This window comes from Flavobacterium branchiophilum FL-15 (assembly GCF_000253275.1).
In the GTDB taxonomy this organism is placed as follows: Bacteria; Bacteroidota; Bacteroidia; order Flavobacteriales; family Flavobacteriaceae; genus Flavobacterium; species Flavobacterium branchiophilum.
Genome location: NC_016001.1, coordinates 390,461 through 407,139, shown reverse-complemented (window position 1 = coordinate 407,139; position 16,679 = coordinate 390,461). Strand labels below are relative to the sequence as shown.

At 32.1% G+C, this 16,679-nt stretch carries 10 protein-coding genes and 1 tRNA gene; 8 read left to right on the top strand and 3 right to left on the bottom strand.

Going from position 1 to position 16,679, the window contains the following annotated elements:
* Positions 1–239 precede the first annotated feature (239 nt).
* From FBFL15_RS01795 to FBFL15_RS15645, 7 genes are all read left to right on the top strand, one after another.
* Positions 240–1,481 (top strand): metallophosphoesterase, encoded by a 1,242-nt coding sequence (locus FBFL15_RS01795; RefSeq protein WP_014082964.1) that lies wholly within the window; start codon positions 240–242, stop codon positions 1,479–1,481.
* 236 nt (positions 1,482–1,717) lie between these two features.
* Positions 1,718–2,629 (top strand): hypothetical protein, encoded by a 912-nt coding sequence (locus tag FBFL15_RS01790; RefSeq protein WP_014082963.1) that lies wholly within the window; start codon positions 1,718–1,720, stop codon positions 2,627–2,629.
* 220 nt (positions 2,630–2,849) lie between these two features.
* Positions 2,850–4,028 carry an acyl-CoA dehydrogenase family protein gene (locus FBFL15_RS01785; RefSeq protein ID WP_014082962.1) on the top strand — a complete coding sequence of 393 codons (1,179 nt, stop codon included), beginning with the start codon at positions 2,850–2,852 and terminating at the stop codon, positions 4,026–4,028.
* Between the two features lie 81 nt (positions 4,029–4,109).
* On the top strand, positions 4,110–4,877 hold the full coding sequence (locus FBFL15_RS01780) for a DUF3050 domain-containing protein (RefSeq protein ID WP_014082961.1): 768 nt from the start codon (positions 4,110–4,112) through the stop codon (positions 4,875–4,877).
* Positions 4,878–5,820: 943 nt separating this feature from the next.
* On the top strand, positions 5,821–6,066 hold the full coding sequence (locus tag FBFL15_RS01775; RefSeq protein ID WP_014082960.1) for a hexameric tyrosine-coordinated heme protein: 246 nt from the start codon (positions 5,821–5,823) through the stop codon (positions 6,064–6,066).
* Positions 6,067–6,397: 331 nt separating this feature from the next.
* A complete protein-coding gene (locus FBFL15_RS01770) occupies positions 6,398–7,258 on the top strand; it encodes a helix-turn-helix domain-containing protein (RefSeq protein WP_014082959.1) in 861 nt (286 codons plus the stop codon).
* 73 nt (positions 7,259–7,331) lie between these two features.
* Positions 7,332–8,483 carry a hypothetical protein gene (locus FBFL15_RS15645; protein ID WP_014082958.1) on the top strand — a complete coding sequence of 384 codons (1,152 nt, stop codon included), beginning with the start codon at positions 7,332–7,334 and terminating at the stop codon, positions 8,481–8,483.
* 892 nt (positions 8,484–9,375) lie between these two features.
* On the opposite strand, the gene FBFL15_RS01760 is transcribed toward FBFL15_RS15645, so the two are convergent.
* A complete protein-coding gene (locus tag FBFL15_RS01760; protein WP_014082957.1) occupies positions 9,376–12,663 on the bottom strand; it encodes a glycosyltransferase family 117 protein in 3,288 nt (1,095 codons plus the stop codon).
* Positions 12,664–12,898: 235 nt separating this feature from the next.
* On the opposite strand from FBFL15_RS01760, the gene FBFL15_RS01755 reads away from it, so the two are divergent.
* A tRNA-Gln gene (locus FBFL15_RS01755) sits at positions 12,899–12,969 on the top strand.
* Between the two features lie 381 nt (positions 12,970–13,350).
* On the opposite strand, the gene FBFL15_RS01750 is transcribed toward FBFL15_RS01755, so the two are convergent.
* Together FBFL15_RS01750 and FBFL15_RS15640 are read right to left on the bottom strand one after the other, a co-directional pair.
* Complete coding sequence (locus tag FBFL15_RS01750; protein WP_014082956.1) at positions 13,351–15,090, bottom strand: hypothetical protein; 1,740 nt, start codon at positions 15,088–15,090, stop codon at positions 13,351–13,353.
* 138 nt (positions 15,091–15,228) lie between these two features.
* A complete protein-coding gene (locus tag FBFL15_RS15640; protein ID WP_014082955.1) occupies positions 15,229–16,569 on the bottom strand; it encodes a hypothetical protein in 1,341 nt (446 codons plus the stop codon).
* Positions 16,570–16,679 lie beyond the last annotated feature (110 nt).

The window sequence follows — 16,679 nt, the reverse complement described above, 5'->3', positions numbered from 1 at the left end:
TTGTTTTTTCTTTAAAAACAAAAAGATTGTAACGAAAGGCGGGAACTGCCCCTGCGTGAAAATGCCTGAAGTAGCTGCTTCTTATAAAAAAAAATGTCTGTGGGTTAAAGGGATGTTAAAAAAGGGATCATAATTGAAAATGTTCTAATTGAAATTTGTTTCTTTGCAAGATTTTGTGGCCTTATGCAACTATACTTTTTGCACAGCGTCCTGTATTTATAAAAATAACAATTTTCGATATGAAATTTATAATTCGATTGGCACTTTTGTTTGGTTTTATTTTTTTGATGGAGTTTTATGCTTACCAAGCTTTTAAAACGTTGATAAAAAACAGGTGGTTACTTATTTTTTATATCGTTGTCAATGCGTTTATATTGGGATTTATTGTGTATTCGTTTACAAAATTTGACAGATCTGTTGGACAAACACCTCAAACTATGTTTACACTTGGTTTGTTGTTGGTGGTTTATATTCCAAAAATGGTGGTTTCTATAATTCTTTTTAACGAAGATTTTATTAGATTTTTATTTGGTGTTTTTAAACATTTTGCACAACCGAATTCAAATAGTGATTTTTTGATAGCCCGACGTCTATTTGTAAGTCAAATTGGCATTGGTTTGGCATCTATTCCATTTTTGTCTTTGTTGTATGGCATCAAATATGGCAAATACAACTATAAGGTAATTAAACAGCAAGTTTTGTATGACGATTTGCCCGAAGCATTTGATGGATTTAGGATTTTACAAATTTCGGATGTACATAGTGGGAGTTTTGATAATCCAGAAAAAATTAAATATGCCATTGATTTGATTAATGAGCAAGAGGCTGATTTGATGCTTTTTACGGGCGATATAGTAAACACACATGCTAAAGAAATGCACCCATGGATTGAGGTTTTTAATGACATCAAGCAACACAAATATGGCAAATTTGCAGTTTTGGGCAATCATGATTATGGCGAATATGTAACTTGGAAATCTGCTAAAGAAAAGGAAGAAAATTTTGAAAGTATTAAAAAATTGTATGGCAATATTGGGTTTCAATTAATGCTAAACGAGCACCGATACATTTCAAAAGGCCAAGACCAGATTGCATTGGTGGGTGTAGAAAACTGGGGTCATAATTTTAAGAAAGCTGGCGATTTGGATTTGGCATCAAAACATTTGAAAGCCACTGATTTTAAAATATTGATGAGCCACGACCCTAGTCATTGGAACAAAATAGTGCAACACAACGACCTCCATTTTCATTTAACACTATCTGGCCACACGCATGGTATGCAATTTGGTATAGAAATTCCAGGCTTTTTCAAATGGAGCCCTGTACAATACCAATATGAGCAATGGGCAGGATTGTATGAACATAAAGGAAGGCATTTGTATGTAAATAGAGGGTTTGGTTTTCATGCCTATCCTGGAAGGGTTGGAATTATGCCCGAAATTACGGTAATTGAATTAAAAAAGCGTCAAAGTAGGGCTTAATAGAAACAAATTAGTAATTTTGCACTTGTTTTTGGCATCAAGAAAATGTTTTTTTGATAGAAAGTGTTTGATTTGGCAACAGATACCTAATGGATTGCTAGGAACTATTTTGTTTGACTTGATGGTGCATCATGACTATTGGCGAGCAAAACTATGTGGCCCTTTTTTGCTCGTATAATTGCCCCAATTTAAAGAATTTTTTTGTTTTTTTTGAAAAAAAATAATGACTAAATGATATGAAAATATTTATTAAAAAAACTTTTTTTTTTATTCTTCCAATTATAATTGCATTTGTTGCCATCGAAATATTAATTAGAAATATTCCTAATGATTATCAAGTAAAAAAAACGTATTTGGATTTGCATGCGGGTCAAATAAAAACATTAATTTTGGGCAGTTCGCATACATTTTATGGTCTCGATCCACGGTATATAGCTTCAAATTGTTATAATGCTTCTTATATTTCGCAGCCTTTGAATTATGATTTAGAAATATTAGAAAAATACGACACCCGTTTCGAGCAACTTCAAACGATTATTGTACCCATAGATTATTTTTCGCTCTATTTTACATTGAACGGAGGAGCCTCTGATTGGCGAATAAAGAATTATGTAATCTATTATGGATTTAAACCTCAAAATGAAGTTAGCAAACATTTTGAAATTTTAAATGTTAAGTTTAAAGATAATATAAAACGTATTTGGTCCTTTTACTTTAAAAATAAAAGTGCTATTACTACCGAAAAATTAGGATGGGGAAATGAATACCAATCCAAGTACAAAAAAAACCTGGTAGCTACCGGTAAAACCGCTGCCAAAAGGCATGGTTCAAAATCTAAGAAACATTTTAAAAACAATGTAAAAATTGTGAATGACATTATTGAATATGCAAGAAAAAAACACTGTAAACTAATATTAGTTACATCACCAGCTTACAAAACCTATACAGATCAACTTCATATAGAGCAATTAGAGCAAATAGAAACCCAAATTCAAAAATTTGTAAAACTAAACCAACATGTTTGCTATTACAATTTTTTGAAAGATAGTAGTTTTATAGCAACTGATTTTTTTGATGCCGACCACCTTAATGAAAAAGGAGCTTTGAAATGGTCTAAAAAAATACAACTTTTATTGAAAAAAAATTAATTTTTATACACATCCAAACGCAAGATGACTATTTGGTAATAGATAAAAATATCAAGGCCTTTTATTGAAGAAAGCAAGCCAGATAAAAATATTTAAAAATTATAACAAATTATGATTGTTTTGTTAAATTTCTTTATTAATTTTGTTTCAAATACCAAAAAAAGAACTTTAATAAACCCCTATTTAGTATGCCAAATACTATTTTAAAAGAACATAATTTATGAAACCAGACTTATTTCAAGCCCCTGATTATTATCAATTAGACGATTTATTGACAGACGAACACAAACTTGTTAGAGAGGCTGCCCGAGCTTGGGTAAAAAAAGCTGTATCGCCTATCATAGAAGATTATGCACAAAAGGCTGCTTTTCCAACAGAAATCATCAAAGGATTGGGCGAAATTGGAGGTTTTGGGCCTTATATTCCAGTGGAATATGGAGGGGCAGGTCTCGATCAAATATCTTATGGTTTGATCATGCAAGAAATAGAAAGGGGCGATTCGGGTGTACGCTCTACTTCGTCTGTTCAATCATCATTAGTTATGTATCCGATTTGGAAATATGGTAATGAAGCTCAACGGATGAAATATTTACCCCAATTAGCTACCGGCGACATGATGGGGTGTTTTGGATTAACTGAGCCAAACTATGGTTCTGATCCAGGAAGCATGATAACCAATTTCAAAGACATGGGCGACCATTATTTGCTAAACGGTGCCAAAATGTGGATTTCCAATGCTCCATTTGCAGATATTGCAGTAGTATGGGCCAAAAACGAGGAAGGACGCATTCATGGATTGATTGTAGAAAGAGGAATGGAAGGATTTTCGACTCCAGAAACACACAACAAATGGTCGTTGAGGGCGTCATCTACAGGAGAGTTGATATTTGATAATGTTAAAGTGCCAAAAGAAAATTTGTTGCCTAACAAATCAGGATTAGGAGCCCCGTTAGGGTGTTTGGATTCTGCCCGATACGGTATTGCTTGGGGAGCTATTGGAGCCGCAATGGACTGTTATGATACCGCATTGCGATATGCCAAAGAACGCATCCAATTTGGCAAACCCATTGCAGGTACACAATTACAGCAAAAAAAATTAGCTGAAATGATAACTGAAATTACAAAAGCACAATTACTGACATGGCGATTGGGTGTTTTGAGAAACGAAGGCAAAGCAACAACAGCCCAAATATCTATGGCCAAACGAAATAATGTGGCCATGGCAATACACATTGCCCGTGAAGCCAGACAAATACTTGGTGGCATGGGAATTACTGGCGAATATTCTATCATGAGACACAGCATGAACTTAGAATCAGTAATTACTTATGAAGGCACACACGACATTCATTTATTAATAACTGGTATGGACATTACAGGTATTCCTGCCTTTAAATAATTTTTATTCGATACCAAAAATAAATTATAAAAGCTTCTTCATATTGAGAAGCTTTTTTTAATTTTGTTAAAAAATAAAATGATGTCTATAACTACTATTAATCAAACCATTGCACCATACAAAGCACAGTTATTGCAACATACTTTGTATCAAAAAATTACAACTATATCTGATTTACATTGCTTCCAAGAAAATCATGTGTATGCGGTGTGGGATTTTATGTCGTTATTAAAATCTTTACAAAATCAATTGACCTGTACAAGCATCCCTTGGTATGCCTCTGAAAATCCTACGACCCGGTATTTGATTAACGAAATTGTCGTTGCAGAAGAATCCGATTTGACCATAGATGGCAGACGATTGAGCCATTTTGAAATGTATATAGAAGCCATGGAAGCTTGCGGTGCCAACACGCAAACTATAATGAAATTTGTAGATCGTGTTAAAAACAGCAATGCTATTTTTCAAATTATTCAAGAAAATCCCATCCATCATAAGGTGAAAGATTTTTTGAATTTCACATTTTCAACCATTGCAAATGGAAAAGCCCATGAAATTGCAGCCGCTTTTACATTTGGTCGTGAGGATTTAATTCCAACCATGTTTACAGCGATTTTAAAAAACATTCAACAAAATTTTCCTGAATCGGATTTATCTAAATTTATATATTATTTTGAAAGACATATAGCACTTGATGCCGATGAGCACAGCCCTATGGCCATGGAAATGGTTGCGGCTTTGTGTGGCCACGATGCTCAAAAATGGGAAGAAGTGGCTATTATTTCAAAAGAGGCCTTGATTAAACGAATTGGTCTTTGGGATGCCATTGAAGAAACACTTGCTAAATAATATTAATTTTTAAAAATTAAATTATACCAAATATACATATAAAATAGTCCAATTTACTTGTTTTTTTTGCTAAAATGAGTCAAAAAAAAATAGTTCCGTTGCCCAGCTATGCAACGGTTTTTTTTTTAAAATTTTTTCTAAAAAATAACTACGCATCTTTAGACTATTTTATAAATATATTTGGTATTATATATAGCTATACTAAACACAAACCGTATCTTTTAGTGATATAAAAATAACGCATTATTGTACATTGTCAATTAGCATACGTATTTTGTACTATGTATGGCTCCAGCATTGTACAATTCCAAATATTAAAATACAAAAATTCTAAATCAAAAACTCAAAATGTTTTTACCTGTTTAGACGGGCCTTATACCAAATACACATATAAAATAGTCCAATCTACTTGTTCTTTTTTGCTAAAATGAGTCAAAAAAAATAGTTCCGTAGCCCAACTATGCAACGATTTTTTTGGGCTCTTTTTAGTAAAAGAGAGCTAATTGATTGGACAATATCATGTATATAGAGCAACATTTTGTTGTATTTCTATATTTTAATGCAAACAATTTATTAAAAAAAAAATTAAGTGGTGCATACTCATACTAAAAACATACACAACATATATTGATTTTTAATTTATATTCTTCAAAAGATAAGTTTTCTACAACTCTATTGTATTAAAAATCAAACTAGTATATAAAAGTAACATTATATTTTAATGAATGTGTATCTTTCATGTAGGTATAATTTTATTGCAATTTGTTTATATTTTTAGTTTTGTAATGATTAAAAACATGATTAGGCATTGGTAAAAGATTCTATTTATTAGGATACGATAAAAAGACTTTGCATTAATAAATTATGTATTACAACTAGTCAATAAAAATAGAAACCTAACAATGTTTTAAGAATTATTAATTATTAAAAATATTTAAAAAATATGACAAATACCACTACCTTAATACCCAACGGTACTTTGATAACTAAAACCCCTGAAGAAGGTAGAACTTTAGCTATGTTGATGTCTAGATTAGTCATAAAAACTTTGCAACCAGATAATGAAATCAGAATGAATCTTAGAGAAATATATGCAACAGATGCCACCATGTTAATCATGATTAGTCAAATTGTAGCTACAGAATTTGCAACCATTGCAGCTGCAAATAATTATTGGAAAAAGGATTAAATCAAAAATTATATTTAAAAAAGAAACTTAAAATATTAGTTGTTGTTTTTCGGTAACTTTATTATTTATATACTATTCAAAATTGATACCCCAAATACAATTTAGAAAATGTATGTTAAAGTTATTGAGTTTGTGTTGGGATACTACATTCTAAAAGTTTGTAGTGTTTCAACGCAGAACAATAGTTATTTTTAAAAAAAATAGTACCATAAATATTAATCGATAGTATTACTTTATATCAATAAAATACCTTTTGATATTTATAAAAATAAATATAAGTAGCTATTTATTATTTATATAAAAAATTACATGTACCATAATAGATAAAAAAATGTATTTATATAATTCAAAAAAACTACCTGTTTTTTCTATATTTCATTTTGAAGATATTTCCTTTTGGAAAAACATCAAAAAAAGTAATTTTTATAGTATTATATTTACCGAAAGCGGCATAGGCAATATATGTATTGATTGCCAAAAAAGGCATATACATCATAAAACAGCTGTTTTTTTATATCCATATCAAAAAGTTTCATGGGATTTTGAAACAGATAAAATTATCAAAGGCATAATAATTCAATTTCATCCCGATTTTTTCTGTATCGATATACATGCCAAAGAGATTGGTTGTCAAGGATTGTTATTTAATAATCCGTATTATAACACCATTTGTACATTAGAAAGTGTTGATTTTATACAAATAAAAGGAATTATTGCTCAAATGCTTCAAGAAATGGAACAACCCAACGTTGCAAGTATAGAGATGGTTTCAAGTTTGTTGAAAATAATTTTGATACATGCCGTACGATTAAAACTTAAATCACAAACAATCGAGCAAATAAATAAACCAGCAATTGCAAATGATATTGAAATACTTATCAGTCAAAACTATTTACTGCATCATGATTTAAATTTTTATGCTTCTGTTTTAAATATCTCAAAATCGACATTAAACAGAAAATGTAATCAAATTTTTGGAAGATCGTTTCAAAAAATATTGATAGATAAAATTATAATAGAATCAAAAAAAAAATTGTATTTAAGTAACGATTCCATTAAAAAAATTAGCCTTGAAATGGGTTTTGAGGATCCTTTGTATTTCAGTAGATTCTTCAAAAACAATACTACGGTATCGCCATTAGAATTTAGAAAAAATATAAAAGGCACATTTTTAGAAACATTATCCATATAGTAATACTTATGTCCATAGGAGTAAAATTTAATATGATGTTCCTTTGCCGTAAATATTAAAAATTAAAAAAATTATGAAAAATTATTTTAAAACATTTCTGCTATTTATTAGCATGGTACTAGGTTCATGTTCAAAAGACAATACCCCCATGGTTGTCAATCAGGATATTTCAGAATTTGTTGGTACTTGGGACAAAGCAGGTTTTGTTAGATTGACAATTGCCGCAAATGGTACTTTTACAGCTCAACGGTGGATTGCTGCCTCAAACACTTTTGCAAATAATTACGCATTGGTAGGTAAAATTAGCCGAACAGATCAAAAATTGACTGTTTTGATAGAGAAAACAAATTTAGCCCACTTATGGTCTAATCAAAATGTTACAAAAGTTAATTTAGACTTTAGTAAAACAAATGATGTGGTTACATTTTCAAATGTATTAGTAGAGCCAAGTAGCTTGGATGTTAATGCAGCAGTTGTAGATAGACTTACTGGAAGTTTTACAAAAAACGCAGCTCCTACAACGCTTTTGCCAATGGACAATTATAGTTTTGCAGTTAGAACGGGTTCTTATATTCCTATGGGAACTCCTACATTATCATGGTTTACTCTTACAGCAGGCGTATTTAATTTTGGTGTATCTAATTATACATTTGGAATAGCAACACCAGATCAAACCACAGCCGGGTTGGCTTTCTCGCCAATGGGGCAACATGTTCATTTAATTATTGATGGAAGTCCTTATATTGCAGCAGGAAATCCCTATACTTATGCTTTAAATTTGCCTGATGGTGAACATACCATAATTGCCTTTTTATCAAGATCATATCATGAAGGATACAAAAACCCTGAAGCCATGATAAGTGGCAAATATATGGTAATGGGCAATACTATAGTTGGTGTTAATGCTGGAAATACCTTAACAACAGACGAAATTTATTCCTCAAGACCTATCAGAACTTACACAGGAAGTAGCGAATATAGTAAAATTTTATTGGATTATGTAGTTCCTAGCCCAACATTAGCCAAACTTGGCAATACTTATGGCATTAGATTAACAATTGATCAAACGCCGTATTATATAGAAAGCTGGAATCCAATAGTATTTGAAGGCATGAACAGAACTAGTGTTGATGGTGTAACTCATACTATCAAAGTGGAACTTTATAACAAAATAAGTAAAACGATTAGTAAAACGACCGAACAAACATTTTTAGTAAAATCATAATACTTTAGCATATAAAATAGCTTACTATTTAAATTAAAAGGTGTTATTATTTGTTGTTTTTTTTGATTTTGATTAGGAAAACTATTTTGATTTTAAATCCGAAAGGAAATAAAATTGAAGTAGTTTTTTACTTTTATTTTAATATTATCTACTTAGACATTTATCAATAACAAAAAAAATTCTTTAATAATTTCATTTATTACCTTGATGTGATATATCCAAATATGTTTATAAAAAAGCTCATATACGATCCGAGCAAATACGAATAAATGCAATAACGATTTCCGTTATTATAAAATGGTCAAAAAAATACATAGTTGAATTTATAAAAAAAGGATATAAAACAGCTCAATTGTTGGTTTCGGAACAATTTTATCTGACTCTTTATTGCAAAAAATATTTTAGATTAATTTGTATGTTATTCTAAATATATTTATAAAATAGTCCAAAGATTCGTAGTTATTTTTTAGAAAAAATTTAAAAAAAACGTTGCATTACTAGGCTACGTAACTATTTTTTTGACTCATTTTAGCAAAAAAGAACCAATAGATTGGACTATTTTATACCAAACACTTATAAAATAGTCTAAAAATGCAATGCTATTTTTTTTCAAAATTTTATAAAAAAATCTTTTCATAGCTAGGCTACGGAACTATTTTTTTGTGAAATATTTGGAGAAAAAGATCTAGCAGATTGGACTTTTTTATATGAATGTTTGGTATTATATGTATATATAGTATAATAAGTGTTTGGTAAAAACCTAACCTATGTTAATGCCAATTAATTGCATTAGGGCAAAATCGTCGTTATTGGTTATAAATATTTTTAATAGGATTATAAGTAAAAAAAAAGCACTCCTTTTAAGAAGTGCTTTTTTCATATTTGATAATTACTATTCATTATCTCGTCCAAATCTTTCAAAATGTTTGTTGATGCTATTAAAAGTAGCTTTGGCTTTGTTGTAATACGTTAAGTCATTGGCTTCTTTGCTTACTTGAACCATGCTTCTGTATCTTTCAATATTAGTAATAATTTCTAATTGTATAAAATTTTGTTCTCTTGGTGTCAAATTGCCATAATATTTAAGATTTTGAACATATTTGTGAATCAATTGATCTAAAAGTTTTCGAGCATCTGTTTGAGCTCCAATTTGATAATATCCCCTAGCAAAAGGTTCCAAAGCTACATAATAGTCAAAATAATCCACTGGCATTTGTTTAAGTGCCAAATCGATGATGTTTTTGGCCTTTTGGTGCTGTCCTTCTACAATGAGTTGATCCATCAATCTGGACAAATTGGTTCTGTAAGTAATGCTATTGCGGCGGGTTTCTGGATCATGATATATTGTTGTGCTACCAGAGTTGCCCCAATCCCATTTCATGACAATGTCATACATTTTATGAGCATCTATTTGTCCCATTTCCATTACACCTGATTCTTTGTCTAATTTGTTTTTTACAGGAACCAACTTGTAAACCATGCCGTCCAATTGCAAATACTCTTTCATCCACAAATAATCATCGTCGCCAAAACTACCACCACTAAAATATATTGGACGTTCCCAATTGTTGTTGGCAATAATGTCTAGCATCATCAATCTGTTTTTATACAAACCATTGTCTTTCAAATCAATATCTATAAAAGGCACAATAGAATCGTGGTATTTTTTATGTACCACATTGTTTTTGATAATGGTATTTTTGTCCACTGGAATTCTTATTTTATCTGTTGGGTAAAAATGATATTTCTGTCCATTACCCAATTCTACCATAGTTCGTGGATCGTCAAAAGCAATAAATTCTAAAAACTTTTTAATATCCAAACGCTCCTCTGTTGTTTTTTTGAAAATTACAAAATCGAGTTTATCACCAACATATTGATGGTGTTTGAACGAAATTTTGAGTGGTTCGGAGTTATAGGCTTTCATTTTCATTTGGTCTATATACCAATCCGTCATAAAAAGGCTGGTATTAACAATTTTAACATCTGTCCTATAATTTTCAATTTCTTGTGCATACCACAGCGGAAAGGTGTCGTTGTCGCCAATAGTAAACAAAATAGCATTTTTTTCGCACGAATCCAAATAGGCTTTTGCCATGGCTGTGGCAGTATATTTGTTAGAACGGTCATGATCGTCCCAATTTTGAGTTGCCATCAATACAGGAGCAGCAAGCAAACATACAACAGTTACAACGGGAACTGCTACTTTTGGAGCCATCCATTTTTGAACATAGTCTATTATGGCAAATAGGCCCACTCCTATCCAAATGGCAAAAACATAAAACGACCCTACGAGTGCATAATCCCTTTCACGAGGCTCAAATGGGCGTTCGTTCAAATATATTTTTAAGGCGATTCCTGTAAACAAAAAAAGTGTTAGAATGACATAAAAGCTTTTTAAGTCTTTTTTGGCATGATAAAAAACACCAATAAGTCCTAAAATAAATGGCAAGAAATAATAGGTATTACGTCCTTTGTTTTTTACAACATCGTCTGGTAAATCGGATTGCGATCCAAGTCGTGCTTCATCAAAAAAATTGATACCACTCAACCAATTTCCGTCCAAAACATCCCCTTTTCCTTGTATATCATTTTGTCGGCCAACAAAATTCCACAAGAAATAACGAGCATACATATAACCAAACTGAAAATCGAACATGAATCCAAAATTGGCTGCGGCAGTTGGTTTTTCAATGATCAAATAATCTTTATAATTGCGAAGGAATTTGATGTAATCTTCATTATCAATTTGATGGGCTGCATAAGCTTGCTTGAATTGTGAAATGGATTTTACTACTTCTGATTGCATTTGTGCTACGGCTGCAGACAACTCTTCTTCTGATAATTTTTGTGGGTCTATGCCATATTGAGGCAAATCTGACGAATAATCATAATTAGGATCCAATTTAAATTCCAAAGGGCCTGTATATGCCATATAATTTTCGGCATTTTCTGTACTCCACATCCTTGGTAAAATGGTTTTTTGAGTATTACTAGAATTTTGTTTGGACTTGATATAATTGTTTACAATCACATATTTTCCTGTTTGATAATCGCGTTCATAATTGGGTTTTTCGTCTAAATAAGGCGTTTCTTCATCCAATCCAGCAAACATATCTGTAAATTGAGGCCCATAAAATAAAGGGTTGTCGCCATATTGCTCACGGTTATAATAAGCCAAAACTTCGGCAGCATCAGATGGTTTGTTCTCGTTTATTACAGTATTGGCATTGGCCCGAATAGGCAACATCAACCAAGTAGAAAAACCAATCAAAATAAATAACACAGACAACAATAACGTATTCCATTGTACATAACCTTTGTTTTTGGTATATTGAAGTCCGTAATAAAAACCCGCAATAATCAATATCGATAAGAAAATGGTACCCGAATTGAAAGGCAACCCAATTTGATTTACCATAAAAACCTCCGTTTTGGCAAACAACGACATGGTTAAAGGCAACAATAATTTGAAAATAAACAACAATACTGCTACTACCACAACATTAGCAATGATAAAGTTTTTTGGCGTTATTTTTTGATAATTTTTAAAATAATACAACAATCCTATGCTAGGAATGGTTAATAAAGCCATAAAATGAACTCCAAAAGACAAACCAACCATCAAACTGATCACGAGCAGCCATTTGTTGCCTCGAGGGGTGTGCATGTCTTTTTCCCATCGAAGTCCTAGCCAAAATAAAATAGCTATAAATAAAGAAGCCATGGCATACACTTCAGCTTCGACGGCATTGTACCAAAAACTATCTGTAAAAGTAAACGCTAAAGCCCCAACAAATGCACTTGCTAATACGGCAATTTGAACATCTTTATCGAACGTTTTGAACGGCGTTATCATTTTTTCCAAAAGTAAGGTTAATGACCAAAAAAGAAACAAGATTGTAAAAGCACTTGAAAAAACAGACATCATATTGACCATCAAGGCAATATGTTCCTTATCGATAGCAAACATGGCAAAAAAGGCACCAATCATTTGAAAAAGGGGTGCACCAGGCGGGTGGCCAACTTCAAGTTTTGCTGCTGTTGCTATATATTCGCCACAATCCCAAAAGCTCATTGTGGGTTCAACCGTTAAAGAATAAGTAATCAATGCGATCAAAAAAGCAAACCACCCCGTGATGGTATTCCATTTTTTAAAGTTAAAAGATTTGGTGTTCATGAAAAATTATATTGAATTTAAAATAACGCTACAAAGAAACAATTTTTTATGGAATGACAGTTCATTTACTACAAAAATCTATTTCTTTTTTATGGCTATTTCAAAATTGGTTACTGATTATAAAGACTTTAAAAAATAAAAAATGTTACAACTAAAATTTTTTAAAAAAAAGTCAAAAAAAAGTTTGCACAAAACAAAAAAAGCTATAAATTTGCACCCGATTACAAATCAAAGCTGGTCTATGGTGTAATGGTAACACAACTGTTTTTGGTGCAGTCTTTCAAGGTTCGAGTCCTTGTAGACCAACTTATTTAAAAAAGGTTTATCTAATATTAGATAAACCTTTTTTTATTATATAAAAAAACCTCAAAAATTCATTATAAAATCAATTGGTTATTTTTTATTTTATATCTGAATTTCATTTTTTCCATATTCTAATACCAAATATATTTATAAAATAGTCCAAAGATACGTAGTTATTTTTTAGAAAAAATTTTCCAAAAAAATCGTTGCATAGCTGGGCTACGGAACTATTTTTTTTGACTCATTTTAGCAAAAAAGAACCAATAGATTGAACTATTTTATATGTATATTTGGTATAAATTGGCATTTGTTACCAAGTAAAACAAAAAAAAGACTTGAATGTATTTCAAATCTTTTTTAAGGTGAATTATTTTATTATATACTTTAAGATAAAGTCATTTTTAAGATGTTACCAACCCAGCTAAAACTTGCGGTTAAGCCACTTGCATTAGTACCCACAGTTGGTATAGTATTGGTTCCTGTATTTGTTCGTTCTAAAATATCATAAGTACCCGCTGTTAAGTTAGGCACATTAACTGTAAAACCACTTGCCGCAGTAAAAGTAGTACATTTCAACTTTGAGGCAGCATTAGAAACATTATTTACATTTAATGCACTTGTAGCTCCAGACATAATTAGTGGCCCAGCCCATACTACCGAAGCAATAGCAGCCCCTGTTTTGGCACCACTATTAACAGTTAAATTACCCGTACAAGTATGTGGCGAGGCTGCCAACTCTAAGTCGCTTCCTGATGCTAAAGTTAATTTGCCATTGCCAGAAAAAATGGCTTGCAATGGAATAGACTCTTGATTATTAAGGGTAACTTCAAAATTTGAAAGAATGATAGATGTATTGGCTTCTGCCCGCCAGGATTTAGCACTTGCATATAGCACATTATACCACAAGGTAGTTCCTGATTTTAAGTTTACATATTGTGAGCCGCTTGTACCTTCTGCTGCTACCACTTTTGCGGTTCCATAAGCAATTTCCATTACACCTGTATGGGTGCTATTACCAGCTAACCAAGCCAAACTATTTGTTCCTGATGTAGGACAACCAAATGTTAATTTGTATGGCCCAGTAATATTAGCACAAACAGGGTGTACCACTGTATTTACAAAAGCTATCACAGTATCGTCTTTTAGGGTAACTACCCCATTAATTCCACTAGAACTAGTACCATATCCATATATAGCAGCCTGAGGCGTTCCAGAGATTCCAGATCCATTACCTGCCACATTGACAGCTATACCTTCTGTTAGAGCATTTGAACTTATTATTAAGCCAGAATCTTTATTGATGTTAAGTGTACCAGAATAATAGCCCGCCAATGGGTCACTTGCACCTAGCCCAAAGGTATTAGAAAGCTCTAAAGAACAATTGACCAAATTCATTACCCCACTATTTAAAACCCATGTAGCTGAATATGGTTTGTATATCCCGCCCGTAGTAGTGCCATTTCCAATCATATTAAGAGTACCACTTATACGCATACCAGGTCCCATAAACTCTGCTTGAGTAGTATTTTTAGTTCTAAATTCTAATGTAGCACCGCTTAAAACATCCAACTGACCTGGTCCAATAGTAAATGTTTTAGTCCAATCTGTACCGTATTGCAAAGTGGCTCCAGACTGTACGGTAATACCCGTAAAACCATTGACACCAACGTTCTGACTGGCTTCAAAAACCACCGTTCCTCCACCATTAAATGTCCCTAGACTAGTAGCTGTACCTGCAATAATTAAATTTGCCGTTCCTGTATTTGCAGAGCCCGTTGTAATAATTCTATAGCCTGCTTTTGCTCCAATTACTACAGTTACATCTGCAGGCGAAGCAACCAAAGCCTTACTTTGATTTTGAGCCGTCCAAGTTACCAAGTGATTTGTTGTCCAATAATTTTGGTATCCAATATTGCCTGGCACGGTATAAAGATTGCCCCATCTGTCAACAGATTCGTTTTCAACCAAACCTGTAGCTTTTACTCCACGACGATTTACTAAATTAGCATCAGGATCGCTTTTGATAAAAATACCTTGTTTGTTAAAAACGTGTACGGCATCAAATTGTTGTGCCTTTGAGGTAATAAACCCCATAACACATAGTATTAAAAATATTTTTTTCATATATGTAAAATTTGTTTTTTAATCGGTCATATAGGTTATCGCTTTTATATTACTATTTGTTTACAACAAACAAGCTGTTAATAGCGATTTCATATATGTAAATTAAATAATTATCTCTGTTTGTTAAAAAAAGAAAAATTATTTTACATAATCAATGGTTATAATATCTCCAGCTACAATTGTACCAAGCGAAGCACCTCCATTATTTGCAGGAATATAAGTAACTTTCGAGCCTACTACGGTATAACAATTGTTAGTTAATCGAGAACCGTTTCTAAAAAACCATACTTTACCTTTTGGCAATCCTGAAAGAGTAAATACCGTTTGGCTTGCAGTAGCGGTAAACTCATCGCTAGCCCCTTGAAAAGAGGGAGCATAGGTAGAATAAACAGTGCCATCACTTGTCCATTGGCTACCATCTGTGCCAACATAAATGGCAGTAGTTAAATTTTTAAAAGCGTTGTTATTAGTTACTGCTGGATTGGCAGTATCAAATATGGTTGCTGTTGCTGGAGTAGCTGCATTTACATACACAACTGTTGATGGTGTTGTACCGCCACTAATAGTTTGCTCTGAAATTTGTCCAGTAGATGGGTCTTTCACTAACATTTTGGTAGCAGTAGCAATGGTTGGTACAGTAGCAATTCTTGCTGTTCCATTGACATCCAAATCATAACTTGGTGAAACAAGCCCAATCCCGACTTTACCTCCCGAAGGATTTAATGACAATGCCAAACCATTTGCTGCCGTTTTATTCTGACTTTGAATATAAGCTCCAAAAGGTGTATCATTTAATGTACCAAAATCCAATGCGTGATTGGTATTGCTATCTACTCTAAAGGTTGCATTGGTTTGATCTAGGTTTTGAGCAGAGGGCTGTGCATTTACACCTCTTACAACAAGCATATTTAATGGGTTTACAATTCCAATTCCCACTTTGCCATTATCTAAAATCACCATACGGTCTGTTAATGATGTAGTATTTTGAGTAGCCGTTGCAAAAATAATTTTCGATCCTACATTTGTACTAGAAGAAGTACCTACTTGTTCAGACCTCATTTCGCTATTAGCAATTGTACTATATCCTGAACCCGTATTAGCAAAAAATGCAATTCTACCAATTAAGTCACCACTTAACAAAGCACCATTGTCTAAATTATTTGCGGCATTAGATTTTCTTAAAATCAAACCAGGTCCCGCATTTGCAGTTGTTGAATATCTTGTATTGACAATCTGACCACTAGTTGAATTAATGTCAAGGATAGCCTTTGGAATCAATTTTCCAATACCTACTAAGCCTGTAGATGTAACTATAAAATCATTGGCTTGTTGATCATTTGTTGGAGTACCCGTGGTAGCGTTGTCCTTAGCTCCATCAACATTAAACGTACCTGTTGGATTTATAGTCCCAACACCTACTTGTGCTTGAATTTTAATTGCTGCTATTAAAAACAGTAAAACAAAGTGAATTTTTCTCATATAAATTATTTTTTATTTATTATATTAAAAAAGTATAACTAATTTAGTATTATAAAACCCTATCTATTAAAACTAATATTTTATGTACTTCACCTTAAATAAGTAGTATT

Bases quoted from the DNA above. Each gene is read 5' to 3' on its own strand.
- FBFL15_RS01795 (WP_014082964.1), top strand. From the start codon at position 240: ATGAAATTTATAATTCGATTGGCACTTTTGTTTGGTTTTATTTTTTTG.
- FBFL15_RS01790 (WP_014082963.1), top strand. From the start codon at position 1,718: ATGAAAATATTTATTAAAAAAACTTTTTTTTTTATTCTTCCAATTATA.
- FBFL15_RS01785 (WP_014082962.1), top strand. From the start codon at position 2,850: ATGAAACCAGACTTATTTCAAGCCCCTGATTATTATCAATTAGACGAT.
- FBFL15_RS01780 (WP_014082961.1), top strand. From the start codon at position 4,110: ATGTCTATAACTACTATTAATCAAACCATTGCACCATACAAAGCACAG.
- FBFL15_RS01775 (WP_014082960.1), top strand. From the start codon at position 5,821: ATGACAAATACCACTACCTTAATACCCAACGGTACTTTGATAACTAAA.
- FBFL15_RS01770 (WP_014082959.1), top strand. From the start codon at position 6,398: ATGTATTTATATAATTCAAAAAAACTACCTGTTTTTTCTATATTTCAT.
- FBFL15_RS15645 (WP_014082958.1), top strand. From the start codon at position 7,332: ATGAAAAATTATTTTAAAACATTTCTGCTATTTATTAGCATGGTACTA.
- FBFL15_RS01760 (WP_014082957.1), bottom strand. From the start codon at position 12,663: ATGAACACCAAATCTTTTAACTTTAAAAAATGGAATACCATCACGGGG.
- FBFL15_RS01750 (WP_014082956.1), bottom strand. From the start codon at position 15,090: ATGAAAAAAATATTTTTAATACTATGTGTTATGGGGTTTATTACCTCA.
- FBFL15_RS15640 (WP_014082955.1), bottom strand. From the start codon at position 16,569: ATGAGAAAAATTCACTTTGTTTTACTGTTTTTAATAGCAGCAATTAAA.